Source organism: Paracoccus yeei ATCC BAA-599 (assembly GCF_000622145.1).
Classification (GTDB): Bacteria; Pseudomonadota; Alphaproteobacteria; order Rhodobacterales; family Rhodobacteraceae; genus Paracoccus; species Paracoccus yeei.
In genome coordinates this window covers 64,983-88,945 of the sequence record NZ_JHWH01000023.1, presented here as the reverse complement: position 1 = coordinate 88,945, position 23,963 = coordinate 64,983, and the positions used below count along the sequence as shown (strand labels likewise).

General features: G+C 69.7%; 22 protein-coding genes. 11 read left to right on the top strand and 11 right to left on the bottom strand.

From position 1 onward, the window contains the following. Positions 1-234, top strand: a 234-nt coding sequence (locus tag BU28_RS0113765; protein WP_028720001.1) for a phosphate acyltransferase, incomplete at its 5' end; no start/stop codon positions are given. Between the two features lie 319 nt (positions 235-553). On the opposite strand, the gene BU28_RS0113760 is transcribed toward BU28_RS0113765, so the two are convergent. The 5 genes from BU28_RS0113760 to BU28_RS0113740 form a co-directional block, all read right to left on the bottom strand. Then, a complete protein-coding gene (locus tag BU28_RS0113760) occupies positions 554-1,207 on the bottom strand; it encodes a GNAT family N-acetyltransferase (protein ID WP_028720000.1) in 654 nt (217 codons plus the stop codon). 98 nt (positions 1,208-1,305) lie between these two features. Then, complete coding sequence (locus BU28_RS23050; RefSeq protein ID WP_233145069.1) at positions 1,306-1,818, bottom strand: NAD(P)-dependent oxidoreductase; 513 nt, start codon at positions 1,816-1,818, stop codon at positions 1,306-1,308. Between the two features lie 86 nt (positions 1,819-1,904). Further along, positions 1,905-3,485, bottom strand: a complete 1,581-nt coding sequence (locus BU28_RS23045; protein WP_051578196.1) for a PhnE/PtxC family ABC transporter permease — start codon at positions 3,483-3,485, stop codon at positions 1,905-1,907. After that, positions 3,454-4,116, bottom strand: a complete 663-nt coding sequence (locus BU28_RS0113745) for an ATP-binding cassette domain-containing protein (RefSeq protein WP_028719999.1) — start codon at positions 4,114-4,116, stop codon at positions 3,454-3,456. Before BU28_RS0113745 ends, BU28_RS23045 begins: the two co-directional genes overlap by 32 nt. Positions 4,117-4,125: 9 nt before the next feature. Then, positions 4,126-5,034, bottom strand: a complete 909-nt coding sequence (locus BU28_RS0113740) for a putative selenate ABC transporter substrate-binding protein (protein WP_081791385.1) — start codon at positions 5,032-5,034, stop codon at positions 4,126-4,128. Between the two features lie 138 nt (positions 5,035-5,172). Between BU28_RS0113740 and BU28_RS0113735 the strand changes: the two genes are divergently transcribed. Together BU28_RS0113735 and BU28_RS0113730 are read left to right on the top strand one after the other, a co-directional pair. Next, positions 5,173-5,568, top strand: a complete 396-nt coding sequence (locus BU28_RS0113735) for a VOC family protein (protein WP_028719997.1) — start codon at positions 5,173-5,175, stop codon at positions 5,566-5,568. 92 nt (positions 5,569-5,660) lie between these two features. Beyond that, positions 5,661-6,410: an SDR family NAD(P)-dependent oxidoreductase gene (locus BU28_RS0113730; protein ID WP_028719996.1), complete on the top strand. Its 750-nt coding sequence runs from the start codon at positions 5,661-5,663 to the stop codon at positions 6,408-6,410. Here BU28_RS0113730 and BU28_RS0113725 read toward each other — a convergent pair. The 5 genes from BU28_RS0113725 to BU28_RS0113705 are packed head-to-tail and all read right to left on the bottom strand — an operon-like array spanning position 6,395 to position 11,684. Beyond that, on the bottom strand, positions 6,395-7,312 hold the full coding sequence (locus tag BU28_RS0113725) for an SMP-30/gluconolactonase/LRE family protein (RefSeq protein ID WP_028719995.1): 918 nt from the start codon (positions 7,310-7,312) through the stop codon (positions 6,395-6,397). The two genes, BU28_RS0113730 and BU28_RS0113725, sit on opposite strands and share 16 nt — an antisense overlap. 4 nt (positions 7,313-7,316) lie before the next feature. Next, positions 7,317-8,264 (bottom strand): ABC transporter permease, encoded by a 948-nt coding sequence (locus tag BU28_RS0113720; RefSeq protein WP_036762919.1) that lies wholly within the window; start codon positions 8,262-8,264, stop codon positions 7,317-7,319. After that, positions 8,261-9,190 (bottom strand): ABC transporter permease, encoded by a 930-nt coding sequence (locus BU28_RS0113715; RefSeq protein WP_028719993.1) that lies wholly within the window; start codon positions 9,188-9,190, stop codon positions 8,261-8,263. Before BU28_RS0113715 ends, BU28_RS0113720 begins: the two co-directional genes overlap by 4 nt. Further along, the gene (locus tag BU28_RS0113710) at positions 9,187-10,674 is read right to left on the bottom strand and encodes an ATP-binding cassette domain-containing protein (protein ID WP_081791384.1); all 1,488 of its coding nucleotides are present in this window, start codon (positions 10,672-10,674) and stop codon (positions 9,187-9,189) included. The genes BU28_RS0113715 and BU28_RS0113710 overlap by 4 nt, the downstream gene beginning before the upstream one ends. Next, the gene (locus tag BU28_RS0113705) at positions 10,674-11,684 is read right to left on the bottom strand and encodes an ABC transporter substrate-binding protein (protein WP_028719991.1); all 1,011 of its coding nucleotides are present in this window, start codon (positions 11,682-11,684) and stop codon (positions 10,674-10,676) included. The genes BU28_RS0113710 and BU28_RS0113705 overlap by 1 nt, the downstream gene beginning before the upstream one ends. 227 nt (positions 11,685-11,911) lie before the next feature. Between BU28_RS0113705 and BU28_RS0113700 the strand changes: the two genes are divergently transcribed. Further along, positions 11,912-13,114, top strand: coding sequence for a GAF domain-containing sensor histidine kinase (locus BU28_RS0113700; protein WP_036762917.1), 1,203 nt, complete (start codon positions 11,912-11,914; stop codon positions 13,112-13,114). Then, on the top strand, positions 13,111-13,818 hold the full coding sequence (locus BU28_RS0113695; RefSeq protein ID WP_028719989.1) for a response regulator transcription factor: 708 nt from the start codon (positions 13,111-13,113) through the stop codon (positions 13,816-13,818). Before BU28_RS0113700 ends, BU28_RS0113695 begins: the two co-directional genes overlap by 4 nt. On the opposite strand, the gene BU28_RS0113690 is transcribed toward BU28_RS0113695, so the two are convergent. Then, complete coding sequence (locus BU28_RS0113690) at positions 13,815-14,975, bottom strand: HPP family protein (RefSeq protein WP_028719988.1); 1,161 nt, start codon at positions 14,973-14,975, stop codon at positions 13,815-13,817. The two genes, BU28_RS0113695 and BU28_RS0113690, sit on opposite strands and share 4 nt — an antisense overlap. Positions 14,976-15,157: 182 nt before the next feature. On the opposite strand from BU28_RS0113690, the gene mprF reads away from it, so the two are divergent. The 6 genes from mprF (at position 15,158) to nirD (ending at position 23,955) form a co-directional block, all read left to right on the top strand. Beyond that, on the top strand, positions 15,158-17,800 hold the full coding sequence (gene mprF / locus BU28_RS0113685) for a bifunctional lysylphosphatidylglycerol flippase/synthetase MprF (RefSeq protein ID WP_051578195.1): 2,643 nt from the start codon (positions 15,158-15,160) through the stop codon (positions 17,798-17,800). A gap of 135 nt (positions 17,801-17,935) precedes the next feature. After that, complete coding sequence (locus BU28_RS0113680) at positions 17,936-18,520, top strand: ANTAR domain-containing response regulator (RefSeq protein ID WP_028719986.1); 585 nt, start codon at positions 17,936-17,938, stop codon at positions 18,518-18,520. After that, positions 18,517-19,695: an ABC transporter substrate-binding protein gene (locus BU28_RS0113675; protein ID WP_028719985.1), complete on the top strand. Its 1,179-nt coding sequence runs from the start codon at positions 18,517-18,519 to the stop codon at positions 19,693-19,695. The genes BU28_RS0113680 and BU28_RS0113675 overlap by 4 nt, the downstream gene beginning before the upstream one ends. A gap of 276 nt (positions 19,696-19,971) precedes the next feature. Continuing rightward, positions 19,972-21,180, top strand: coding sequence for an MFS transporter (locus BU28_RS0113670; protein ID WP_028719984.1), 1,209 nt, complete (start codon positions 19,972-19,974; stop codon positions 21,178-21,180). Between the two features lie 13 nt (positions 21,181-21,193). Then, positions 21,194-23,623 carry a nitrite reductase large subunit NirB gene (gene nirB / locus BU28_RS0113665; protein ID WP_028719983.1) on the top strand — a complete coding sequence of 810 codons (2,430 nt, stop codon included), beginning with the start codon at positions 21,194-21,196 and terminating at the stop codon, positions 23,621-23,623. After that, a complete protein-coding gene (gene nirD, locus BU28_RS0113660) occupies positions 23,620-23,955 on the top strand; it encodes a nitrite reductase small subunit NirD (protein ID WP_028719982.1) in 336 nt (111 codons plus the stop codon). Before nirB ends, nirD begins: the two co-directional genes overlap by 4 nt. Positions 23,956-23,963: the final 8 nt, after the last annotated feature.

Genomic DNA, 23,963 nt, shown 5'->3' with positions numbered 1-23,963 from the left:
CGTTCCAAAAAGGCGCCAAACAGCGCCCTGACGGGACGCCCCAACGTCTTCGTCTTCCCAGACCTCGCCTCGGGCAACATCGGCTACAAGATCGCGCAGCGTCTGGGCGGGCTGACCGCCATCGGCCCCATCCTGCAGGGCCTCGCAAAGCCCGCGAACGACCTGTCGCGCGGATGCTCGGTCGAGGATATCATCGCCGCCGCCGCAATCACACAGTTGCAGGCCGAACCCTGAGACAGGCAGCGTGGCATCCCACCGTGTGCGCAAACCCGCATGATCGCAAGCCCTGGTCGCATGAAGCGGACTGGGCTAACCGGGGCGCCTTCTTGCGGTGCGGGGCGGAAGACCTGCGCCCAGTCCGACTTCATGTCGACCAGCAGCCAGCGGCGCCTTGGCCTCATCCAGGGCGCGGTCCAACCGGCCGACCAGGGTTTCGCTTGGTATCGGTGCGCCCGGCCATTTCCCGTACGAATGCGGAGGCAGGGCAGAGGACTCACCACCCCTGACGTCAGCCCGCGCTGACGGCTGAACGGCGCCCGCACGCCCCCCCTCGCTATATCCGCAGCGGCTCCTTCTGCCGGCCTGCGGCGTCGAAGTTGTCGGGGTGCAGCCATGCCAGGTAAAGCGGCCGCAGCCGCTGCCAGTCGCCGTCCGTCATCGCGAACCAGGCCGTGTCGCGGCTTTCGCCCTTGACGACCATGTGCTGGCGGAACACGCCCTCGGGCCGGAAGCCGAATCGTTCCGCGGCCCGTTTCGAGGGCGCGTTCAAGGCGTTGCATTTCCATTCGAAGCGCCGGTAGCCAAGGTCGAAGACATGATCGGCGAACAGGAACAGCGCCTCGGTCGCCATGCGCGTGCGCTGCAGGGCCGGACCCCACATGATATTGCCGATCTCGATGACGCCGTGGCCCTGGTCGATGCGCATCAGCGCCTGCCGTCCCTCGGCGCGGCCGGTCCGCCGATCCACGACGGCGAAGAACAGCGGATCGTCGGAACGGGCGGCCCGTTCAAGCCAGTCGCCGAACGCGTCCTGGCTTTCAGGCGGCGTTTCGAACAGCCAGCGGAAGCGGTCCTCGGCCCCCGGAGCGGTGGCGGCATCGAACAGCGCCGGGGCATGATCCTGCGCCAGCGGCTCAAGGCGCACATAGCGACCCTCCAGCGGCGCGCGCGCGGGGCGCGGGCGTGGGGTCCAGTCTGTCAGCGTCATCGTCGACCTCCGGGAAATGGCAAGCGGGCTGGCCCGTTCTAGCGGGCGATCACCCTTCCTGCCACTGGCAACGAAGGCGTGCCAAGGCCGGCACAGCTTCAGTTCACCGGGGTCGGCAACGGCTGGCCTGCGAAGAAGGCCGCCAGGTTGTCCAGCGTCAACTGGGCCATGCGGTCGCGGGTTTCCTCGGTCCCGCTGGCGTGGTGGGGATAAAGCACCGCGTTCGGCAGCGCCGCGAACGCGGGGTCCGGCCGCGGTTCGTTCAGATAGACGTCCAGCCCGGCCGAGCCCAGGCGGCCATCGCGCAGGGCCGCGACCAGCGCGCCCTCGTCCACCACCGTGCCGCGCGCGACATTGACCAGCGTTCCCTCCGGTCCCAGCGCCGCGATCACCGGGGCCGAGATCAGCCCCTCGGTCTCGGGCCCGCCCGGGGTCGCCACGATCAGGATGTCGGCCCAGCCGGCCAGCGCCGTCAGGTCGGGAAAGAAGTCGTAATCCACCGGCTTTCGGCTGCGCCCGAAATAGCCGATCCGGTGGCCCAGGGCCTCGCACCGGCGCGCGATGGCCCGGCCGATATTGCCAAGCCCGACGATCCCCGTGCGCTTGCCCACGGTCGAGGGGGTTGGGCCGCATTCCCTTGCTCCGGGAGTCAAGACACACCAAGATACTAGTGTGTCAGATCACCATGGATGTCCGCTCAGCCCAAGGCCTCGGCAGCCGTCTCGTTTTCTGCCCCGTCCTGCGACTGCCGAATGCGTACGCTCAGCCCCAGGCGGGCACGGCTGCGGCGCGACACCAGGTCGATCAGCACCGTGACCAGGACCGTCACCGCCAGCAAAACGACGGCACGGTCGGTCCTGATTTCCTGGATGGCGGTGCCGATGTAGAACCCCAGGGTCGAAATGCCCAAAAGCCCCAGGATCGCCGATTCCCGGACGATGATCTCCCATCGGTAAAGGCACAGCGCCAGGAAGTTGCCGTAGATGCGGGGCAGCACCTCCCAGGTGTAAAGGTCGACGCCGCGCGGCGCGTCGGGACGCAGGTCGCGCGTCACATGGTCGGACTGACGGCCGACCAGATGGGCGATGATCGCGCCGTTGTGCAGCCCCAGCGCGATGACCGCCGGCAGCATCGAGGGGCCGAGGATCTGAAGCATCACATAGGCCAGCATGTATTCCGGCGTCGATCGCCCGACGACCAGCCCCAGATGGCCTGCCAGCGCCCCCCAGCGGCCGGCGATGCGCGGCACGATCAGCGGAAAGCCCAGCAGCGCGACAAGCCCCGCGAGGACCAGCGCAAGTTGCGCCACCACCATCGTCGCCCCCAGTCCCGGCAGCGCCTGGTGCCACAGAAGATCGCCCAGCCAGCCGGCGAAGCGCTGCCAGGTCGCGGCGTCGCTCAGCTCACCGCCGCGCAGGGGTGCGGGCACGATGTCGCTGGTCAGGAACCGCCACAGCGCGCCGGGCGCCATCGGCGGGGTCGCAAGCGTCGCCAGGAACGCAGCCGAGCTCAGCACGTAAAGCGGCGCCAGCCGCCAGCGCATCCACAGCCACATGCTGGCGATCATCGCGTAATAGACGATCAGCACCGCCGCGACGGCGCCGTACATGCCCTGGCGGAAAAAGCTGTCCAGCTCGAACCCCAGGGTGGGCAGGCCGATGAAGCCCAGGACCGCGCTGGACCGCAGCGCACATTCCAGCCGGTAAAGCGCATAGGTCCCGAATTCGCGCAAGACCAGCGGCAGGCGGGCATAGAAGAACACCGACAGGACCCCGGCGCCCGGCGGCATGGCGCGGGCGGGGCGGGGGTCGGCCTCGTCCAGGTATTCCGAGAAGACCTTGGCGAAGATGCCCGCATAAGGGATCGCGATGGCCAGGATGCCGGTGGTGGCCGACAGGCCCGTGACCTGCATCAGCAGGATGGCCCAGAACAGTTCGTGGACCGCACGGATGGCGACACAGCCCAGCCGCACCGGGCCGAGCCTGTAAAGCGGCGCCAGCGCAAAGCCGCAGGCCGCGCCCAGGGCGACGCCACACAGCGCAAAGGCCACGGTCAGCCCCGCCGTGCGGGCCAGCGACTCCAGCGCGCCGAAATCGGGCGCCATCAGACCCGAGACCATGCGCCTGAGTTCGGCCCAGGGGGCGTGGCCGGCGATGCCCAGGTCCGCAAAGGGCAGCAGCGCCAGCCCCAGAGCCACGAAGGCCAGCGCCGTGCCGATGCGGCCGGGCGCATATCCGCGCGCGGGGCTAGACACGGTAAAGCGCGTCGATCTGGTCATCCGTCACCGCCTGCGCGGGCTGGTCCAGCACCAGCCGCCCGCCCCGGATGCCGACGATCCGGCTGGCCAGCCGCCGTGCCTGCGCCACATCATGCAGCGCGACCAGCATGGTCGGAAACCGCGCCGCCAGCAGGTCCAGAAGCGCGGCCCCGTGGCGTTCGTCCACGGCCGAGACGGGTTCGTCCGCGATCAGCACATCGCCGCCGCGATGGATCGCCCGCGCCAGCGCGGTACGCTGCTTCTGCCCGCCCGACAGGGCGCCGACCGGCCGCCGCGCCAGGCCCGCCAAGCCCACCCGGTCCAGCGCCAGATCGACCGAGGCGCGCGCGCTTCGCTGGGGCCAGACCAGGTTCAGCAGGTTCCAGGCCGTCGAATGGCGGTCCAGCCGCCCCATGTAGGTGTTGTGAAAGACCGAAAGCTGCGGCACCAGCCCGTGTTCCTGCGGCACCAGCGCGATGCGCGCGGCGTGTTCGGGGGCAAGACGCGCATAGGCCGCGTTCAGCAGCGTGCTTTTCCCGCTGCCGCTGCGGCCCAGCAGGACGACGCGCTCGCCCTGGCGCAGGTGAAAGCGCAGGTCGGCCAGCACCGCCCGGTCGCCGTATCCCAGCGTCTCGCCCTCGATCCGCAGCATCGGCGGCGGTCAGTCCAGCAGACCCAGCGCGCGGCCGGTTTCCAGGATCGGCTGATAGGCCTCGTTCGAGGTCGGGATGAACGCCTTGCGCGGGAAGGATTCAAGCAGCGCCGGGTCGGTCATGCCGATCAGGGCGGCGCGGACCTTCTCGATGAAGCCTTCGCCGAACCGCGCATCGACATCGCCCCGGATCGTCCAGTTGTAATCGGGGAACGGCGGCGTCTGCCAGATCACGCGGGTGGTCGCGACCTCGGGGGCCTGTTCGGCCACGGCCTTTTCATAGACGGTATAGTTCAGCGCGCCGACCTGATAGGCCCCGGTCGACACCAGCCGCAGCGTCTGCGCGTGATCCCCCGAAAAGCCCACGCGCGAAAAGAACTGGTCCGGCGCCTCGCCCGTTTCCTTGCGGATGTAATAATCCGGGAACAGCCGCCCCGAGGTCGAGGTCTGCGCGCCGAAGGTAAAGCTCAGGCCGCGCGCGCCCATCGGGAAGCCGTCGGATTTCTGCAACCCGGTGCTCTCGTGGGCGATGAAATAGGACACGAAGCGCGCGTCCTCGTCCCCTTGGGCGATGGCCTGCGATCCGGGAACGGCCAGCTGCGCCTGCACGCCGGTCAGCCCGCCGAACCAGCCCAGCTGGATCTGGTCGTTGCGAAAGGCCACGACCGAGGCCGCGTAATCCTTGACCGGGACATAGCGCACCGGAACGCCGAGCTGGCGTTCCAGATAGGCGGCGACGCCCGAGAAGCGCTGCATCAGCCGGGTTTCGTCGTCATCGGGAATGGCCGAGAAATACAGCGTCGGCTGGCCCTGGGCGCGCGCCGGGCTGCGGGCACCCAGGCCAAGGGCGGCAAGGCCCAGTCCCATGCCGATCACGGTGCGGCGGCCTGGTTTCAAGGCGGCGGGCTTAATGATCATGCTGATTTCCTTTGCAATCGGGTCCGTGCCAGTGCCCGGAATTGATCGCATATCCGGTCCCGAAGCTCCAGCGCCGGTTGCATCTTTGCGCCGGCCGGGGAACCATGCGCGCGACAGGGGCGAAAGGATGCAAACCCGATGGCAAAGATGATCCACTCGATGATCCGGGTGCTGGACGAGGCACGCTCGGTTGATTTCTACGGCCAGGCGTTCGGCTTGCGGGTGGCGCAAAGGCTGGATTTCGACAGCTTCACGCTGGTCTATCTGTCCAATGACGAAACCGGGTTCGAGCTGGAACTGACGATCAACAAGAACCGCGAGGCACCCTATGACCTGGGCGACGGCTATGGGCATCTGGCCGTTTCGGTCGCGGATGTCGACGCCGAACATGCGCGGCTGACCGCCCTGGGCCTGGCGCCGCGCAAGCTGGTCGACTTTGCACCAGGGGGCGAGGTGATCGCGCGCTTCTTCTTCGTCGCCGACCCGGACGGCTATCAGATCGAGGTGCTGCAGCGGCGGGGCCGCTATCTGTGACGCAAGGCCGCAGGCCCGGGCCGGAACCCGGGCGGCGGCACGCTGTTCCACACGGGCGCGGCAGCGCGCCCGCGAACCAGAAAGGACATGCCATGGACATCCGCTTTGATGGAAAGACCGCCTTGGTGACGGGCGCAGGCTCGGGCATCGGCGAGGCGATTGCGCTGGACCTGGCGCGGGCCGGCGCCAAGGTGATCGTGGCCGACCTGAACGCAGACGCCGCGCAAAGGGTCACGGACCGGATCGGCGGCGAGGGCGGCCAGGCGCTGGCGGCGGGCGGCGACGTGTCGGACCCCCAGGCGGTGTCGCGGCTGGTCGATCTGGCCCGCGACAACGGCGGGCTGCACCTGCTGGTCAACAACGCCGGCATCGGCGGGGCAAGCGCGCCGACCGGGGAATACCCGCTGGAGGCCTGGGACAAGGTCATCGGCGTCAACCTGAACGCCGTCTTCTACGGCATGCGGTTCGGCATTCCCGCAATGCTGGACGCGGGCGGCGGGGCCATCGTCAACATGGCCTCGATCCTGGGGTCCGTCGGATTCGCCGGGTCGCCCGCCTATGTCGCGGCCAAGCACGCCGTCGTCGGGCTGACCAAGTCGGCGGCGATGGAATACGGCGACAAGGGCATCCGCGTGAACTCGGTCGGGCCCGGCTTCATCGACACGCCGCTGCTGTCGCACATGGACCAGGACCAGCGCAGCTGGCTGATCGGCAAGCACCCGATCGGGCGGCTGGGCCGGTCCGAGGAAATCTCGGGCCTGGTCCTGTTCCTGCTGTCCGACCACGCCAGCTTCATCACCGGCAGCTATCACCTGGTCGACGGCGGCTATACCGCGCCCTGACCGGGCCAGCCGGCGGCGCAGGCATCGACGGCCAGCATGTAAAGGCTGGTCGTCGCGGTGATGAACAGCCGGTTGCCGCGCGGCCCGCCGAAGCACAGGTTCGAGACCACCTCGGGCACCAGGATCTTGCCCAGAAGCGTGCCGTCGGGGGCAAAGACATGCACCCCGTCGGCGGCCGAGGACCAGAGGTTGCCGGCCGCGTCGCAGCGGATGCCATCGGGCAGGCCGGCATCGACGGTCGCGAAGTCGCGGCCCTGTCCCAGCCCATCGCCCGCGACGTCATAGACCCGGATGACCGGGGGCACCGAGGGATCGTGGCTCGACCCCGATTCCGCGATGTAGAGCAGGCTTTCGTCGGGCGAAAAGCACAGCCCGTTCGGTTGGGTGAAGTCCCTGCAGACCGGCAACGGGGCGCCGCCTCCGGGCGGGATGCGCCAGACGAAGCTGCCGGCCTGTTCGGGCGCGGCCTTGTAGCCTTCGAGGTCCGACAGGATGCCATAGGTCGGATCGGTGAACCAGACCGAGCCGTCGGACTTCACCACCACGTCGTTGGGGGAATTCAGCCGCCGGCCCTGGCCTTGGGCGGCCAGCGTGGTCAGGCTGCCGTCGTGCTCGGTCCGCGTCACGGCGCGCAGCCCGTGGTGGCAGGTGACAAGCCGGCCCTGCGGGTCGCGGGTGTTGCCGTTCGAATAGCCCGAATCCTCGCGAAAGATGCTGCAGCCGGTCTGCGCGGTCCAGCGCATCATCCGATGCGCCGGGATGTCGGAAAACAGCAGCATCTGGGCGGCGGGAAACCAGGCCGGCCCCTCGGCCCATTCAAAGCCGCTGCCGATCTGGTGCAGCCCCGCGTTCGGATGGATCAGCGCCCGAAAGCGCGGGTCGCGCCGGTCATAGATGGACATGGGTTCAGCCCTTTCTGCCGCTGGCCACGGCGACGATGGCGATGATGATGATCCCCGTCGACAGCAGCCGCACCCCGGCCCCCAGCCCGTAGGAGTTCAGCATCGAGACGATCAGATACATGAACAGCGCGCCCGCCCAGATGCCGGGCACGTTGGAATTGCCCCCCGCGATGGACGAGCCGCCGATCACCGTGACGGCGATGGACATCAGCAGGAACTCGGCCCCCATGTTCAGCGCGGCGCCGCCCGAGAAGCAGGCCAGCAGGAAGCCGGCGAGCGCCGCCATCACCGCCGAGATCACATAGGTCGCGGCCGATGTGCGGGCGACCGGCACCCCCGCCAGCCGCGCCGCGCGCGGATTCTGCCCGATGGCCGAGACGCGCCGGCCAAAGCCCGAGCGGTTCAGCAGCACCCAGAACACGACGCTGATCGCCAGGGCCACCCAGGCCAGGTTCGGCACACCCAGCAGCGCCCGGCCGGTGGTGAATTCGGCCAGCGCCGCGGGCGGCTTGATGCGCAGACCGCGGTTCGACCAGATCGCCAGCGACTGGTAAAGGAAACTGGCCGACAGCGTGGCGATGATCGGCGGGATGCGCAGCAGCCGGATCAGCGCGAAGTTGACGACCCCGACCCCTGCCCCGATGGCAAGCGCCGCCACCAGCCCGGCGGCGATCCAGATCCCGCCCGCGCCCGCCATCAGCTTCAGCGACAGGGTGGCGGCCAGCGTCATCGTGGCCGGGATCGACAGGTCGGTGTTGCCGGGGCCCAGGGTGATGACCAGCATCTGCCCCAGCCCGGTCAGGACCGAGAAGCTGCCGAAGGTCAGCGCGGCGACCGCCAGGGCGGCTCCGCCGCCTCCGGTGCTCAGCGACCAGGTGGCCAGGAACGCCGCAAGGGCCGCGACCCAGGCCCAGAACCAGGGCGCCTTGTGCAAGGTCATGGTCATGGTCATGAACGTTTCTCCGCCTGGCGCACGACCAGCCGCGCCGCCAGCACCAGAATCAGGATCGCGCCCTGGGCGCCGATCTGCCAGTCGGGCGACAGCCGCAGGAAGGACAGGAAGCTGCCCGCCAGCGTCAGCGTCAGCGCCCCGATCACCGCGCCTACCGGGGACACCCGACCGCCCGTGAACTCGCCCCCGCCCAGGATCACGCCGGCGATGGACAAAAGCGTATAGCGCAGCGCGATGTTGGCGTCGCCCGAGGTGGTCAGCCCGACCAGCGCCATCCCCGACAGCACCGCGAACAGCCCCGCCAGCGCATAGGCCCAGGCCCGCAGCGCCACGGTCGAGCGGCCCGCGCGCGACAGGGCCCGCGCATTGCCCCCGAGCGCCCGCAGCCGCACCCCGAAGCTTGAGCGCATGATGACCAGATGCGCCACGGCGGCGATCAGCACGCTGGCAACGATGGCCATCGGGACCAGCGGGGGCTTGGCCTTCATCACCCCGGTCAGCCAGCCCGGCGCCGTCCCTCCGGGCGAGGGCAGGATCAGCACCGCCGCACCCCCCCAGACAAAGGACATGCCCAGGGTCACGACGATGGCCGGCAGGCCCCGCGCCTCGATCAGCGCGCCAAGCGCGGCATAGGCCAGCACGCAGCCCGCCAGCATCAAGGCCCCCAGCACGGGATTGACCGGCAGGATGGCGGCGGTGATGCAGGCCACCAGGCTGACGAAGGCGCCCATCGACAGGTCGATGTCGCCCACCATGATGACGACCATCTGCGCCACCGTCGCCAGCGCGATGGGCACCGCCAGATTGAACAGCAGGTTCACGCCCACATAGCTCATGGCGCGGGGCTGCAACCAGAAGACGGCGGCGACCAGGACGGCCAGCGACAGCACCGGCAGCGCCAGGCGCGGGTTGATCAGCCGTGTCATGCGGCGGTTTCCCCGAATTCGAAGCTGGCGGCCAGGACGTTTTCCTCGGTGATGGCCGTGCCCTCGAGTTCGGCCGAGATGGCGCCGTCGCGGAACACGAAGACGCGGTCGCAGTTGCGGATCTCGTCCATCTCGGTCGAATACCACAGGAAGGTGCGGCCCTGCGCGGCCTCGTGCCGGATCATGTCGTAGACCTCGGTCTTGGTGCCGATGTCGACGCCGCGCATCGGGTCGTCCATGACGATCACCGGCGCGCTGGTGGCCAGGGCCCGCGCGAACAGCGCCTTTTGCTGGTTGCCGCCGGACAGCGACAGGATGGGGTTGCCCATGTCGGGCGTGCGGATGCCGATGCGCCGCTGCCAGTTCGCGCCGATCTCGCGTTCGCGGTCGCGGTCCACAAGGCCCCGGCGCAGCAGCGTGTCCAGCGCCGCTAGCGTCAGGTTGCGCCGGATCGACCAGACCGGCATGATCCCGTCGCGCCGCCGGTCGCCGGCGACAAAGGCCGCGCGGGGCCGGGCCGAACTGCGCCAGTCCGAACTTTGCGCCAGATAGAACCGCGCCAGCGCCTCGGCCTGGCCGTGACCGGCAAGGCCGGCAAGGCCGACGATCTCGCCGCGCCGCGCCGCGATCCCCTCCGGGGTGCGCAGGATCGCGGCGCTCTTGTCGCCCAGGGCGCGGGCAAGCGCGGCGGGCGTGGCGGGGTGATCGTCCTCGGCCGCGACATGGCCCATGGCATCGACCAGACCGCGGCGGCTGAAGCCATGCGCCGGTCGGTCGGCGATCGCCTGCCCATCGCGCATGACGACGATGCGGCTGGCGACGGCGAAAATCTCGCCCAGCATGTGCGAGATGAAGACCACCGCCCCCCCTTCGGCGCAAAAGCGGCGGACATGCGCCAGAAGCTGCGCCGCGATCGAGGCGTCCAGCGACGAGGTGGGCTCGTCCAGCACCACCAGCCGGGCGGGGATGGGCCCTTCGGCGAAGCCGATGGCGATCTCGGCCATCTGCGCCTCGGCCAGGGTCATGTCGGCGACCATCCGGTCGGGCCGGATGCGGTGGCCGGGAAAGATCGCGTCCAGCGCCGCCCCGATCCGGTCCGCGGCCCGCCCGCGCCAGCCCGGCCCGGTCAGGTCGCGCTGCACGACGGACAGGTTTTCCAGCACCGTCAGGTTCGGGCAGAGCGTGCCTTCCTGGGAAATGGCACGGACGCCGGCCTGCAGGGGACCGTCGGCGCCGGGATAGACCACACGCCCGTCCGAAGGCGCGAAAAGGCCGGTGACAAGGTTCACCAGGGTCGATTTTCCCGCCCCGTTGTGGCCGACCAGCCCCAGGCATTCGCCGGGGCGGATGGCCAGGTCCACACGGTCCAGCGCCCTGAGCGCGCCAAAGGTTTTCGACGCCGTCTCAAGGCGCACGACCGCGCCGCCACCATCCGCTGCCGGGGCTTGCGCCCCGGCCCGATCCTCGCCTTCGATGCCTGCCATCAGTTGGTTCCGGCAATCACTTTCTTGGCGTCGTCCAGCGTGTAGTCCACGTTGGTGACGCCGCCTTCGGGCGTATCCTTCAGCGCCTGGTCCAGGGTTTCCTGCGTCACCGACAGGAAGGGCACGGTCAGGTCCTTGGGCACCTCGGCCCCGTCCAGGATCTGCTGCGCGACCCAGAACGCCAGCGTCGAGACGCCCGGCGCAATCGAGGTCGAGATGGTTTCATAGCCGTTCGCGTCGCGCTGTTCGGCCCACCATTTCAGCTCGTCCTGGCGGTTGCCCATGATGATGATCGGCATCGGCCGCCCGGCGGCGGCAAAGGCCTGCGCCGCGCCATAGCCGTCGCCGCCCTGCGTCACCACGGCCGCGATCTCGGGCAGCGAGGGCAGGATGCCCGCGACCGCCTTCTGCGCCACGTCCTGCGCCCAGTCACCGTTCACGGACCCCACGACCTTGAAGTTCGGGTGGGCCTTCACGCCCTCCTCGATGCCCGCGTGGATCTCGTCGTCGACGGACACGCCGGCCAGGCCCCGGATCTCCAGCAGGTTGCCGCCGTCGGGCAGGCGGCCGGCCAGATAGGCGATCTCGTCCGCGCCCATCTTCTTGAAATCGACCTTGACGCGCCAGGCGCAGGGCTCGGTCACGATGCCGTCGAAGCTGACGACGGTGATGCCCGCGTCGCAGGCCTCCTTGATGGCGCCGTTCAGCGCGGTGGGCGATGCGGCGTTGACCACGATCGCGTCATAGCCCTGCAGGATCATGTTCTGGATCTGCGCGGCCTGTTCCGTCGCCTGGTTTTCGGCGGTGGTAAAGGCGTCGGCGGCGGCGACGATGCCGTCGGCCACGGCCTTGTCGGTCACGCGCTTCCAGCTTTCCAGCATGGCCTGGCGCCAGCTGTTGCCGGCATAGTTGTTCGACAGCGCGATGCGCTTTTGCGCGGTGTCGGCCATCGCCGTCCCGCCCATGGCCAGGATCGTCGCGGCCGTCAGCAGCAGTCCCTTGCGGGTCATCCTTGAGTCCTCCCCCTTCATGTCCCGGCGCCGGGCGCCGTCCTCCGGGGTCAAGGATAGGGCGGGACGGCAGGCTGCCTAGACCGGAACTGAGCCCGGACCTGCATCTTTCCGCGCGCCGTTTGCGGAAACCCGCAAGTTCGGCGCGGCACCGCTTGGACGCAGGCCGGCGCCTGTGGCATCGTCGCCCCGAGGGACACCAGCGGAGGCGCGCCGTGCACGAGGGGATGAGCGAGCTTTCGGACCAGGAGGTCGATCCCGGGCCGCTGCTGCCGCATCTGTTCCGCATCTCGCGCGCGCTGGCGGGGCGGCTGGACTTCCTGTCGGCGATCCGTTCGGTCGCGCAGGAAATCAGCCGCTTCCTGCCCTATGATCACCTGGACCTGTGCCTGCTGCGCCACGACGGAACCCTGTCGGCCGCCTACGAGACCGGGATCGAGACCGCCTGGGGCCGCAAGGAGACGGCAGGCGTCCAGAACAGCCCGATCCGCGAGCTGCTGTGGGGCCATGTCGATCACATCCTGACCGAGGACGCGACCGCCGATCCGCGCTTTGCCTTTCCGGGCGTGTTCTGCGCCCCGATCCACGACCACAACCTGCGCGCCCGGGTCCATGCGCCGCTGGTGGTGGCGGGGGACATCATCGGCGCGCTCAGCATCTCGTCCTTTGCGCCAGGGCGCTACGGGCCGCGCGACGTGGCGGCGGCGCGCTATGTGGCGGACCTGATCTCGCCCTATCTGTTCGCGCTGCGCGAGGCGGAACGGTCGCGCCAGGCCGCCATCGTCGAAACCGAGGCCCGCGCGCGCGAGGAAGGGCTGCGGCTGGGCGCGCGCGACCTGACCCAGGCGCTGGAACAGGAACGCCAACGCATCGGCATGGACCTGCACGACCAGACCCTGGCGGACCTGTCGCGGCTGATGCGCGACCTGTCGCGCCCCGGCGCGCTGGACGCGGAAACGGTGCTGGCGCGGCTGGACGATTGCGTGGCCGACCTGCGGCGCATCATCGACACGGCGGTGCCCTCGATCCTGGACATGTTCGGCTTTGCCCATGCGGTGCGGGTGCATCTGGAACGGGCCGCGGGCGGCGCCCAGGTCGAGGTGCAGGACGACAGCCAGGGCGCCCCCGACGCGCTGGACCCGGTGGCCCGGATCGCCCTGTTCCGCATCGTGCAGGAGGCGATCAACAACGCCGGCCGCCACGCCCGCGCGGGGCGCATCGACGTGCGCATCGCGGCCCAGCCGCGCCTGCGCATCACCGTGGCCGACGATGGCTGCGGCCTGCCCGAGGACGTGCGCCGCAGCCGCAAGAAAGGCGGCCTGTCGCACATGCGCACCCGCGCCCAGCTGATCGGCGCGCGGCTTTCGGTCCGTTCGGGCCGGACCGGCACCAGCGTTTCCGTCAGCCTGCCCGCGGGGGGCCCGCCATGAAGATCCTGCTGGTCGAGGACGACCCCCTGCACGCGGCCTTCCTGCGCGACGCGGTCGGCCAGGCCCTGCCCGAGGCCAGCCAGATCCTGACCGCCGAAAACGGCCGCGAGGGCGAGGCGATGGCCCGCAAGGGCGTTCTGGCCGTCGTCATGGACCTGCAGATGAAGGAACGCAACGGCATCGACGCCGCCCGCACGATCTGGTCCGAACGCCCGGAAACCCGCATCCTGTTCTGGTCGAACTACGCCGACGAAGCCTATCTGCGCGGGCTGACGCGCATCGTGCCGCCCGGCTCGCCCTATGGCTATGTGCTGAAAACCGCGCCGGTCCAGCGGCTGCACCTGGCCATGCGCGCCGTGCTGGTCGAAGGCCAGGTGGTCGTCGACCGCGAGATCCACCGCCTGCAGCAGCGCCAGTCGCGCCCCGCCCAGGGGCTGAGCGAAAGCGAATATACCGTTCTGCTGGACATGGCGCTTGGCCTGCCCGACCGCGAGATCGCGCGCCGGCGCGGCATGTCAGAGCGCACGGTGCAGAACCGGCTGCTGTCGCTTTACGAAAAGCTGGCGGTCGAACTGCCCGTGGCCGAAGGCGTCATGAACAAGCGCGTCCGCGCCGTCGCCTGCGCCCTGACCAGCGGCGCGCTGAACGCCGAGGCGCTGCGCAGCGCCGAGCGCGACATGCAGGACTGGCTGCGCCGCCGTTAGGCGGGCGGCGCGGCGCGCGGCCGCAGCAACTGCCGGGCCAGGGCCGCGATCAGGTCGGTCTGCGTCACGATGCCCCGGATGCGCCCGCGGTTCAGGATCGGCACCGCATGGGCGCCCGGCCCCGACAGCAGCGGCAGCAGCGCGCCGATGGTGCTTCCCGGGGCGGCATGGGGAATGTCGCGGCGCATGACCTGGCCCGCGCTCAGCGCCTCGGGCTGGGACAGCAGCCGGGCGCGCAGCCCGGGGCCGGGATGCGCCGCCAGCCGGATCAGGTCGATCTGGAAGATGATGCCCAGATACTTGTCCCCCTCCTCGACCACCGGGATCGAGGTGAAGCCATGGGCGCGAAACAGTTCGGCCACCTCGGCCAGCGGGGTTTCCGGGGCGACGGTCACCAGGTCGCGCGACATGAAGGCCTCGGCCGGCATGGGGTCGGCGCGATGGCCCGCGGCCTGCATCTCGGCCGCGCCGATCAGCCGCGCCAGGTCCTCGACCCCCAGGTTCAGCGACTGGCGATAGTTGCGCAGGATCTCCTCGAGTTCCTCGCGCGCCAGGCCCAGCCGCTCGGGCGCGGGGTGGTCGGCGGTGCCCGCAGGGCCGGGTTCGTCGAACTGGCGCAGCGGATAGTGGCGGCCGGTCAGCCGGGCATAGATCATCGCCATGCCGACCAGGATCAGCGTTCCCGTCAGCACCGGCGCCAGCACGAAGCCGAAGCCCAGCTTCTCGATCGGCTCGGGGTTCAGGGCGGCGGTCATGGCGACGGCGCCGGCGGGCGGATGCACGGCGCGCAGCATGATGGTCAGGGCGATGGCGCCGCCGACCGACACGGCGACCCGCGCCAGGGGATCGGGAATGACCATGCAGGCGAGCACGCCCGCGGCGGCGGCGGCGCCGTTCCCGACCAGCGCCGACCAGGGCTGCGCGAGCGGGCTGTTCGGGACCGCGAACAGCAGGACCGAGCTGGCCCCGAAGGGCGCGATCAGATAAAGCCCCAGCACCGGGTCCAGCCGGCCCGCCAGCATGAAGAACCCCGAGACGCCCAGCCCCAGCGCCGCGCCCAGGGCCGCGCGCAGCGCCTCGACCGGACGACCCGGGGCGATCGCGGGCCCGAGGCCCCGTAGCAGGCTGCGTCCGTCCATGCCCTGTCCCTTGCTCATCGTCGTCCCCCCCTTGCCCGCGGCCGCCGGACCCTGCCGGATGGCGCGCGCCGGGGCAAGCCCGGGCGGCGCGATCTACCATACCGCTGTATCGACTTTTCCGCGACGGCCGGCTGCTCTATGCAGCCGGGAACCTATCCGACCCGACCCGACAGACCCGGCCCCGATTCCAGCACGAGACCATGAGCGCCCAGCCCACGCCCCCGCGGCCTGCCCCGATCGAGGACCCGAGCTCGCCCGCGCTCTGGCGGCAGTTCCTGCCCTATGTCGTGGCCTCGCTGCTGTTCGCGGCGGGGCTTTACGCGCTGAACAAGCTGCTGGCCCCGGTCAACATCCACGAGGTCGCGAACCAGATCCGCGCCACGCCCTGGCATGTCACCGGGCTTGCCGTCCTGTCCACGGTCGCGGGCTATCTGTTCCTGGCGGGCTATGACTGGTCGGCGCTGCGCCATATCGGCAAGCCCCTGCCCCTGCCGGTCGCGATGACCGGCGGGCTGATGGCCTATGCCTTCGGCAACACCATCGGACTTTCGGCGATCACCGGGGGGGCGGTGCGCTGGCGGGTCTATTCGGGCCTGGGGCTGGACGGCTATGACATCGCGGCGATCTCGACCTTCACGGCGGCGTCCTTCGGGATCGCGGCCTCGCTGCTGGGCTTCACGGCGCTGGCGATGCACCCGGGCGCGCTGGGGCCCCTGCTGCCCCTGCCCCAGGCCAGCATCCGGCTGTTCGCGCTGGCGGCGATCCTGGCGGTCATCCTGCCGCTGCTGTGGGCTGGGAGCACCCGGCGCGAACTGCGCATCGGCCGGTTCCGTCTGCACGCGCCGGGCCTGTCGGTGCTGGGCACGCAGCTGTTCATCTGCCTGGGCGACATCTGCTTTTCGGCGCTGACGCTTTATGTCCTGCTGCCCGACGCGGGGATCGGCTTTCCGACCTTCCTGGCGATCTTTGCCGCCGCCACCATGGCGGGCGTCCTGAGCCACGTTCCAGGCGGCGTCGGCGTCTTTGAAAGCGTCATCATCGCCGCCATGCCGCCCAGCGTGCCCATCGACACCGTGGCTGCCGCCCTGCTGCTGTTCCGGCTGATCTATTACCTGATGCCCTTTGCCCTGGCCCTGGTGCTGCTTGCCGTCTACGAGGGCTGGCGCGTGCTGGGCCGGCGCAGCCCCGCATCGGCCCTGGGTCGCGGGCTTGCGGCCATCGAGCCCGCCCTGCGCGCCGTGACGCCGCTGGCGCCGCTGCTGCTGGCCGTCATGGTCTTCGATTCGGGCCTGTGGATGAGCGTCTCGGCCGTGCTGCCGCCGATGACCGAGACCTCGGAACTGGCCGAAAGCTTCTTTCCGCTGGCCTTCGTCGAAGGCTCGGTGCTGCTGTCCAGCGCGCTTGGCGCGGCGCTGATCGTGCTGTCGCTGGGCGTCGTGCGGCGCAGCCTGGGGGCGTTCTGGCTGACGGTCGGGGCAATGCTCGCTGGCGCGGTCTTTGCCGTGCTGGAGGGCGCGGACCTGCAACAGGCCGGCGCGCTGGTCCTGTTCGTGCTGATCCTGATGCCGTTCCGCCGCGCCTTTCACCGCCGGTCCATGCTGACCCATTCGGCGCTGACGCCGGGCTGGATCGCCCTGATCGTGGCGGCGCTGGTGGGCTTTGGCTTCGTGCTGTTCTTTTCGCACAAGGAAACGCCCTATTCGAACGAACTCTGGTGGCAATTCGCGGCCGACGAACGCGCGCCGCGCGCGCTGCGCTCGGGCCTGCTGGCGGGGTTGCTGGTCGGCCTCGGGTCGCTGTTCCTGCTGCTGCGCATCCCGCGCTTTCGCCCCGCGCCCCCCGATCCGCGCACGCTGGAAATCGCCGGCCAGATCGCCATGGCGGGCGAGAACCCCGACGCGGGCTTCGTGCTGACCGGGGACAAGGCGATCATGCTGTCCGACAACCAGCACGCTTTCCTGATGTTCGGCGTCGCGGGCTCCAGCTGGATCGCCTATGGCCCCCCCGTGGGCGATGAGGAAGCCTGCGAGGAAGTCGCCTACAGCTTTGTCGATGCCGCCCGCCGCGCCGGCGCCCGGCCGATCTTTTACGAGGTCGGGCCCGAGGCCGTGCCGCTGATGCTGGACCTGGGCATGACGCTGCACAAGATGGGCGAAGAGGCGGTCGTGAACCTGCGCCGCTTTACCCTGGAAGGGCCGCAGCGCAAGCGGCTGCGCACCACCTATGCCCGCGCGGGCCGGGACGGGCTGACGCTGGACATCGCCATGCCGCCGCACGACCCCGCCCTGATGGCTGAACTGCGGGCGATTTCCGACGAATGGCTGGCGGCCAAGAAATCGCGCGAGAAGGGCTTTTCGGTCGGCCGCTTCGACCCGGAGTGGCTGGATCGCTGGGCCCTGGCGCTGGTGCGCCAGGATGGCCGGCTGGTCGCATTCGGCAACATCATGACGACCGACCGCCACGCCATGGCTTCGATCGACCTGATGCGGCACCGCTCGGACGCGCCCTCGGGGACGATGGAGTTCATGTTCACCGCCCTGATGCTGGCGCTGAAGGAACGCGGCTATCCGGCCTTTTCGCTGGGCATGGCGCCGCTGGCCGGGCTTGACCCGAACCGTTCGCGCCGGGTCTGGGACCGCTTCGGGGCGCTGATCTTTCGCCACGGCGGCAGCTTCTACAAGTTCGAGGGGCTGCGCGCCTTCAAGGACAAGTTCGATCCGGACTGGAGCCCGCATTACCTGGCCACGCCCACCGCGATGCCGCCGCTGCTGCCCCTGGCCGATGCCGCCCGGCTGATCGCCCGCCAGCCCGGCGCGGGCAGCGCCGTGCGCGAGGATGCCTGACGGACGGGCATCCGGCGCGCGATCTGCCCAGCACATGGGCAGACATCGCCCCAGCCACCGATACCGCGCCTCCATGCGATGCATTCCGGCGCGCGGCTTGTCATTGATCCGGCAAGGCACCGGCCCGGAAGGCAGATGGACAAGCGGCTCTCAATCGTCATCATCGAACCAGACCCGGACCGGGCCGAACCGATCATGGCCGGCCTGCGCGATGCGGGCGATCACGACATCCGCATCATCGCGGGCGAAACCGGCCTGGCGCGCCGCATCGCCGAACTGCGCCCCGACGTGGTGCTGATCGACCTTGCGAACCCCTCGCGCGACATCCTCGAGGAACTGGCGCTGGCCTCGGGCCCCATGGAGCGGCCGGTCGCCATGTTCGTGGACCAGTCCGACGAACAGCTGACCCGCGCCGCGATCGAGGCCGGGATTTCCGCCTATGTCGTCGACGGGCTGCGCGCCGACCGGCTGCAGCCGATCCTGGACGCTGCCATCGCGCGCTTTCACCTGTTCCAGCGAATGCGGGCGGAACTGGCGTCGATGCGCACCGCGCTGGAGGAGCGCAAGATCATCGACCGCGCCAAGGCGATCCTGATGAAGGCGCGCGGAATCGACGAGGAAGCGGCCTATGCCCTGCTGCGCAAGACCGCGATGGACCAGGGCAAGCGCGTGGCCGAGATCGCCCAGCAGCTGGTCATGGCGGCGGGGCTTCTGACATGAACCTGACGCCGCTGCGCCTGGGCTATCTGCCGCTGATCGACGCCGCGCCCCTGGTCGTCACCCATGAGCTGGGCTTTGCCGCCGAGGAAGGGCTGGGCCTCGATCTGGTGCGCCAGACCGCCTGGGCGCAAAGCCGCGACATGCTGGGCGCGGGGCTGGTCGATGCCGCGCATATGCTGGTGCCGATGCCGGTCGCGCAGGCCATGGGGCTGGGGCCGCGGATGCCGGCGCTGGACCTGCTGATGGTGCTGTCGCAGGGGGGCCAGGCGGTCGCCGTCAGCCGCGATCTGACCGCCCGGCTGCGCGCGCGGGGCCACGACTTCGCCTTTGACGACGCCCGTGCCGCCGGTCTTGCGTTGCGCGCCGTCGCGCCCCAGGGGCTGCGGGTGGCGGTGCCCTTTGCCTTTTCGACCCAGCACGAGCTGATCGCGCATTGGCTGGGCGCCTGCGGCGTCGGCGATGTGCGCGTGACGACCGTGCCGCCGCCGATGATGGCCGACGCCCTCGCCTCGGCCGAGGTCGACGTCTTTTGCGTGGGCGAGCCCTGGGCCTCGTTCGCGGTCGAACGCGGCCTTGCCGCGCTGCTGTTGCCGGGCAACGCGATCTGGGCGGCCGCGCCGGAAAAGGGGCTGGTGATGCGCCGCGACCTGGCCGAGGGCCGGCCCGAGATCACCGGCCGCCTGATGCGCGCCGTCTGGCGGGCCTGCCGCTGGCTGGACGAGGCGCAGAACCGTGGCACCGCCGCCGACATCCTGTCCCGCCCGGCCTATCTGGACCTGTCCCCCGAACTGGCCGAGCGGGGCCTGACCGGCCGCCTGATGGTCACGCCCGACGGCGACATGCGGCAGGACGCACACTTCATCGCGTTTCACGATGGCGCGGCAAATTTTCCGTGGAAAAGCCGCGCGGCCCTCTTCGCCCACCGCATTGCACAACGGCACGGTCTGGACCCCGGCCCCGCCATGCAGGCGGCGATGGGCCATTTCCGCACCGACCTTTATCGCCAGCACCTGCGCCCGGCCGGCGCGGCGCTGCCCGGTGCCTCGTCCCGGGTCGAAGGCGCCCTGCCCCAGGACCGCCTGGTCGCCGCCGAAAAGGGCCAGATGATTCTGGGTGCCGACGGGTTCTTCGACGGCTTCACCTTCGACCCCGCCGCGCCCGCGTCCACAAACTGACGAAACCGCAGGCAACGGACGCCGCGCCCGCATCATTTTCGCGCGGCAGGCCGTTTTCCTGCGTTGGGCCGGATCCCAGGCTTGCGATGGCACCCGGCACAGGCGATCAAGGGACATGGCCCGGCGCAATGGCGCGCCACAGGCCCGCTCGCAACGATGCGGCATTCCCGATGAAAGCGTCACGCTGCGGATCGCCGCAGGACCCCCAAGGGGCGTCCCGACCGCTTGTGCCGCTTTCCGACAGCCACTGCCCCCAGTTTCGCCATCGGAGCATCCATGTCCGCGACAGTCTTACCCGATTCCAGCCGCGCGCTGGTCCTTTCGACCTTTGCCTTCACCATCTGCTTTGCCGTGTGGACGATCTTTTCCATCATCGGCATCCAGATCGGCAGGGAGCTGAACCTGACCGAGACGCAGTTCGGCCTGCTGGCCGGCATGCCCATCCTGACCGGATCGCTGGTCCGCATCGTGCTGGGCGTCGCCACCGACCGGCTGGGCGGGCGGCGCGTCTATACGCTGACGATGCTGGCCGCCGCGCTTGCCACCTTCCTGCTGAGCCGGGCCGAGACCTATCCCCAGCTGCTGGTCGCGGCCCTGGGCGTGGGGCTGGCGGGCGGGTCCTTCGCGGTGGGCGTAGCCTATGTGTCGCGCTTTTTCGAGGGCGAGCGGCAGGGCACCGCGCTTGGCATCTTCGGCGTCGGCAACATCGGCGCAGCGCTGACCAAGTTCGTCGCCCCCTTCGTCATGCTGGCCTGGGGCTGGCAGGCCACCGCGCAGATCTGGGCCGCCGCGCTGGCGCTGACGGCGCTGCTGTTCTGGCTGTTCAGCACGGACGACCCGGTGACCGCCTCGCGCCGCGGCGCCCGCGCGCCCCTGCGCAGCCTGCGGGCCGAATTCGCGCCGCTGAAGAACCTGCAGGTCTGGCGCTTTTCGGCCTATTACTTCTTCAGCTTCGGAGCCTTCGTCGCGCTGGCGCTGTGGCTGCCGCATTACCTGATCGGCGTCTACGGCTTCGACGTCCGAACGGCGGGCATGGTCGGCGCGGCCTATTCCATCCCCGCCTCGATCTTTCGCGCCTATGGCGGTGTGCTGTCGGATCGGATCGGCGCGCGCAAGGTGATGTATGCGACCTTCGCCGTGTCGCTGGTCGCGACGGCGACCCTGGCGCTGCCCGCGGGCGTGCCGGTGGGCCTGTTCCTGGCGGTGATCTTTGTCCTCGGGTTCTTCATGAGCCTCGGCAAGGCCGCCGTCTACAAGCACATCCCGACCTATTATCCGCAGAACGTCGGCGCGGTCGGCGGGCTCGTGGGCATGATCGGCGGCCTGGGCGGCTTTATCCTGCCGCTGCTGTTCGGCTGGCTCAAGGACCAGACCGGGCTGTGGTCCAGCTGTTTCGCGGTCCTGTTCCTGCTGGTCGCGGCCTGCGCGATCTGGATGCACGCCTCGATCCGCCGCCTGCCCGCCCCCGCCCTGCAAGCCGCCTGAGAAGGAGCAAGCCATGAAGAAGAAACTTGTCGTCATCGGCGCCGGCATGGCCTCGGGCCGGATGCTGGAACAGCTGCTCGATGCAGCCCCCGACGCCTGGGACGTGACCCTGTTCAACGCCGAGCCGCGCGGCAACTACAACCGGCTGATGCTGTCGCCGGTGCTGTCGGGCGAAAAGACCTATGAACAGATCGTCACCCATGACGCCGACTGGTATGCCGCCCATGGCGTCGATTGCCGCTTGGGCGAGGCCGTGGTCCGCATCGACCGCGCAGCGCGCGTGGTGCATTCAAACAAATCCAGCGTCGGATACGACGCGCTGGTCATCGCCACCGGCTCGGCGCCCTTCATCATCCCGGTGGCGGGCAAGGACCTGCCCGGCGTGGTCGCCTATCGCGACCTCGAGGACACGCAGGCGATGATGGCGACCGAAGGCAAGGACGCGGTGGTGATCGGCGGCGGGCTTCTGGGCCTCGAGGCGGCGGCGGGCATGGCCGCGCGCGGCGCCCGTGTCACCGTCATCCACCTGATGGGCCACCTGATGGAGCGCCAGCTGGACCCGGCCGCCGGCTACCTGCTGCAACGCGATCTGGAAAAGCGCGGCATCACCGTCCATTGCAAGGGCGCGACCAAGGCGATCCTGGGCAACGACCGGGCCGAGGCCGTGCTGCTGGAGGACGGCACTGTCTATCCCGCCGATCTGGTCTGCATGGCCGTCGGCATCCGCCCCGAGACGCGGCTGGCCAATGACGCGCATCTGGAGGTCGAGCGCGGCATCGTCGTCGACGACGCCATGCGCACCAGCGACCCGCACATCTTCGCGCTCGGCGAATGCACCGAGCATCGCGGCCAGCTCTTCGGCCTTGTCGCGCCGCTTTACGACCAGGCCAAGGTTCTGGCCCGCACGCTGATGGGCGAGGAGGCCGCCTTTGCCCCGGTCCAGACCGCGACCAAGCTGAAGGTCACCGGCTGCGACCTGTTCAGCGCCGGCGATTTCGCCGAAGCCGAGGGCCGCGAGGACATCGTGTTCCGCGATCCGGGGCGCGGCATCTACAAGCGGCTGGTCCTGGAAAACGACCGCATTGTCGGCGTGGTGATGTATGGCGACACGGCCGACGGCAGCTGGTTCTACGGCCTGATGAAGGACGCCACCGACATCAGCGACATGCGCGAGACGCTGATCTTCGGCCCGGCCTTTCAGGGGGGTGCAGCGCCGGACCCTATGGCGGCCGTTGCAGCCTTGCCGCCTGAGGCGGAGATCTGCGGCTGCAACGGCGTTTCCAAGGGCACCATTCTGGACGCGGTAGCGGGCGGGGCCTGCACGCTGGAGGCGGTGCGGACCTGCACCAAGGCGTCGGCCTCCTGCGGCACCTGCACCGGGCTGGTAAGCCAGGTCATGGCCTTGGCGCTTGGCGGCGCGGTGGCCGAGGCCCCGGCGGGGATGTGCAAATGCACCGACCACACGCATGAGGACGTGCGCCGCCTGATCCGGTCCATGGGGCTGAAGACGATCCCCGCCGTGATGCAGGAGCTTGGCTGGAAAACCGTCGGCGGATGCCATTCCTGCCGCCCGGCGCTGAACTATTACCTGCTGGCGGAATGGCCGCTGGAATACCGCGACGACCGCCAGTCGCGTTTCGTCAACGAAAGAAACCACGCCAACATCCAGAAGGACGGCACCTATTCGGTGGTGCCGCGCATGTGGGGCGGCGTCACCACGCCGGCGGAACTGCGCGCCATCGCCGACGCGGCCGAGAAATACAACGTGCCGATGGTCAAGGTCACGGGCGGCCAGCGCATCGACCTGCTGGGCGTGCGGAAAGAGGACCTGCCGCACATGTGGGCCGACCTGAACGCCGCCGGGATGGTGTCGGGCGCGGCCTATTCCAAGGGGCTGCGCACGGTCAAGACCTGCGTCGGCAAGGAATTCTGCCGCGTCGGCACGCAGGATTCCACCGGCCTGGGCATCCGGCTGGAAAAGGCGATGTGGGGGTCCTGGACGCCGCACAAGCTGAAGCTGGGCGTCTCGGGCTGTCCCAGGAACTGCGCCGAGGCGACCTGCAAGGACATCGGCGTGGTCTGCGTGGACAGCGGCTACAATATCTCGATCGGCGGCGCGGCGGGGATGGAGGTCAAGGAAACCGTGGCCCTGGCCTCGACCCCCTCCGAGGATGAGGCGGTCGAGATCATCCTGGCCGTGACACAGCTTTACCGCGAAAACGCCCGCTATCTGGACCGCATCTGGAAATGGATGGGCAAGGTCGGGCTGGACTGGATCAAGGCGCAGGTCGTGGACGACATGGACAACCGCCGCGCCCTGGTCGAGCGGTTCGAGATCAGCCAGTCCGTCTATCGCCGCGACCCCTGGGCCGACCTGTCCACTCCCGCCGAGACGCCCAAATGGGCCCCCCTTGCCGACCTGACGCTGGAGGCCGCGGAATGACCATCTTCGTTGACATCGGACCCTTGGACGCCATCCCCCGGCAGGGCGCGCGTCTGGTCAAGACCGCGCAGGGCTGCGTGGCGGTGTTCCGCACCATGGACGACCGGGTCTTTGCGCTGGACGACCGCTGCCCGCACAAGGGCGGACCGCTGTCCGAGGGCATCGTGCACGGCACGTCCGTCACCTGCCCGCTGCACAACTGGGTCTTCGACATGAACACCGGCTCGGCGCAGGGCGCCGACCAGGGCACTGTCCGCACCTATCCCATCCGCGTCCAGCAGGGCCGCGTCCTGATCGACGCCAGCCTGATCCGCCGCGCCACCGCCGCCTGAGGAAACAC

Excerpts from the sequence above, each read along its gene's own strand:
- BU28_RS0113760 (WP_028720000.1), bottom strand. The coding sequence starts at position 1,207 with ATGACGCTGACAGACTGGACCCCACGCCCGCGCCCCGCGCGCGCGCCG.
- BU28_RS23045 (WP_051578196.1), bottom strand. The coding sequence starts at position 3,485 with ATGACCAGATCGACGCGCTTTACCGTGTCTAGCCCCGCGCGCGGATAT.
- BU28_RS0113745 (WP_028719999.1), bottom strand. The coding sequence starts at position 4,116 with ATGCTGCGGATCGAGGGCGAGACGCTGGGATACGGCGACCGGGCGGTG.
- BU28_RS0113740 (WP_081791385.1), bottom strand. The coding sequence starts at position 5,034 with ATGATCATTAAGCCCGCCGCCTTGAAACCAGGCCGCCGCACCGTGATC.
- BU28_RS0113735 (WP_028719997.1), top strand. The coding sequence starts at position 5,173 with ATGGCAAAGATGATCCACTCGATGATCCGGGTGCTGGACGAGGCACGC.
- BU28_RS0113730 (WP_028719996.1), top strand. The coding sequence starts at position 5,661 with ATGGACATCCGCTTTGATGGAAAGACCGCCTTGGTGACGGGCGCAGGC.
- BU28_RS0113725 (WP_028719995.1), bottom strand. The coding sequence starts at position 7,312 with ATGTCCATCTATGACCGGCGCGACCCGCGCTTTCGGGCGCTGATCCAT.
- BU28_RS0113720 (WP_036762919.1), bottom strand. The coding sequence starts at position 8,264 with ATGACCATGACCATGACCTTGCACAAGGCGCCCTGGTTCTGGGCCTGG.
- BU28_RS0113715 (WP_028719993.1), bottom strand. The coding sequence starts at position 9,190 with ATGACACGGCTGATCAACCCGCGCCTGGCGCTGCCGGTGCTGTCGCTG.
- BU28_RS0113710 (WP_081791384.1), bottom strand. The coding sequence starts at position 10,674 with ATGGCAGGCATCGAAGGCGAGGATCGGGCCGGGGCGCAAGCCCCGGCA.
- BU28_RS0113705 (WP_028719991.1), bottom strand. The coding sequence starts at position 11,684 with ATGACCCGCAAGGGACTGCTGCTGACGGCCGCGACGATCCTGGCCATG.
- BU28_RS0113700 (WP_036762917.1), top strand. The coding sequence starts at position 11,912 with ATGAGCGAGCTTTCGGACCAGGAGGTCGATCCCGGGCCGCTGCTGCCG.
- BU28_RS0113695 (WP_028719989.1), top strand. The coding sequence starts at position 13,111 with ATGAAGATCCTGCTGGTCGAGGACGACCCCCTGCACGCGGCCTTCCTG.
- BU28_RS0113690 (WP_028719988.1), bottom strand. The coding sequence starts at position 14,975 with ATGAGCAAGGGACAGGGCATGGACGGACGCAGCCTGCTACGGGGCCTC.
- mprF (WP_051578195.1), top strand. The coding sequence starts at position 15,158 with ATGAGCGCCCAGCCCACGCCCCCGCGGCCTGCCCCGATCGAGGACCCG.
- BU28_RS0113680 (WP_028719986.1), top strand. The coding sequence starts at position 17,936 with ATGGACAAGCGGCTCTCAATCGTCATCATCGAACCAGACCCGGACCGG.
- BU28_RS0113675 (WP_028719985.1), top strand. The coding sequence starts at position 18,517 with ATGAACCTGACGCCGCTGCGCCTGGGCTATCTGCCGCTGATCGACGCC.
- BU28_RS0113670 (WP_028719984.1), top strand. The coding sequence starts at position 19,972 with ATGTCCGCGACAGTCTTACCCGATTCCAGCCGCGCGCTGGTCCTTTCG.
- nirB (WP_028719983.1), top strand. The coding sequence starts at position 21,194 with ATGAAGAAGAAACTTGTCGTCATCGGCGCCGGCATGGCCTCGGGCCGG.
- nirD (WP_028719982.1), top strand. The coding sequence starts at position 23,620 with ATGACCATCTTCGTTGACATCGGACCCTTGGACGCCATCCCCCGGCAG.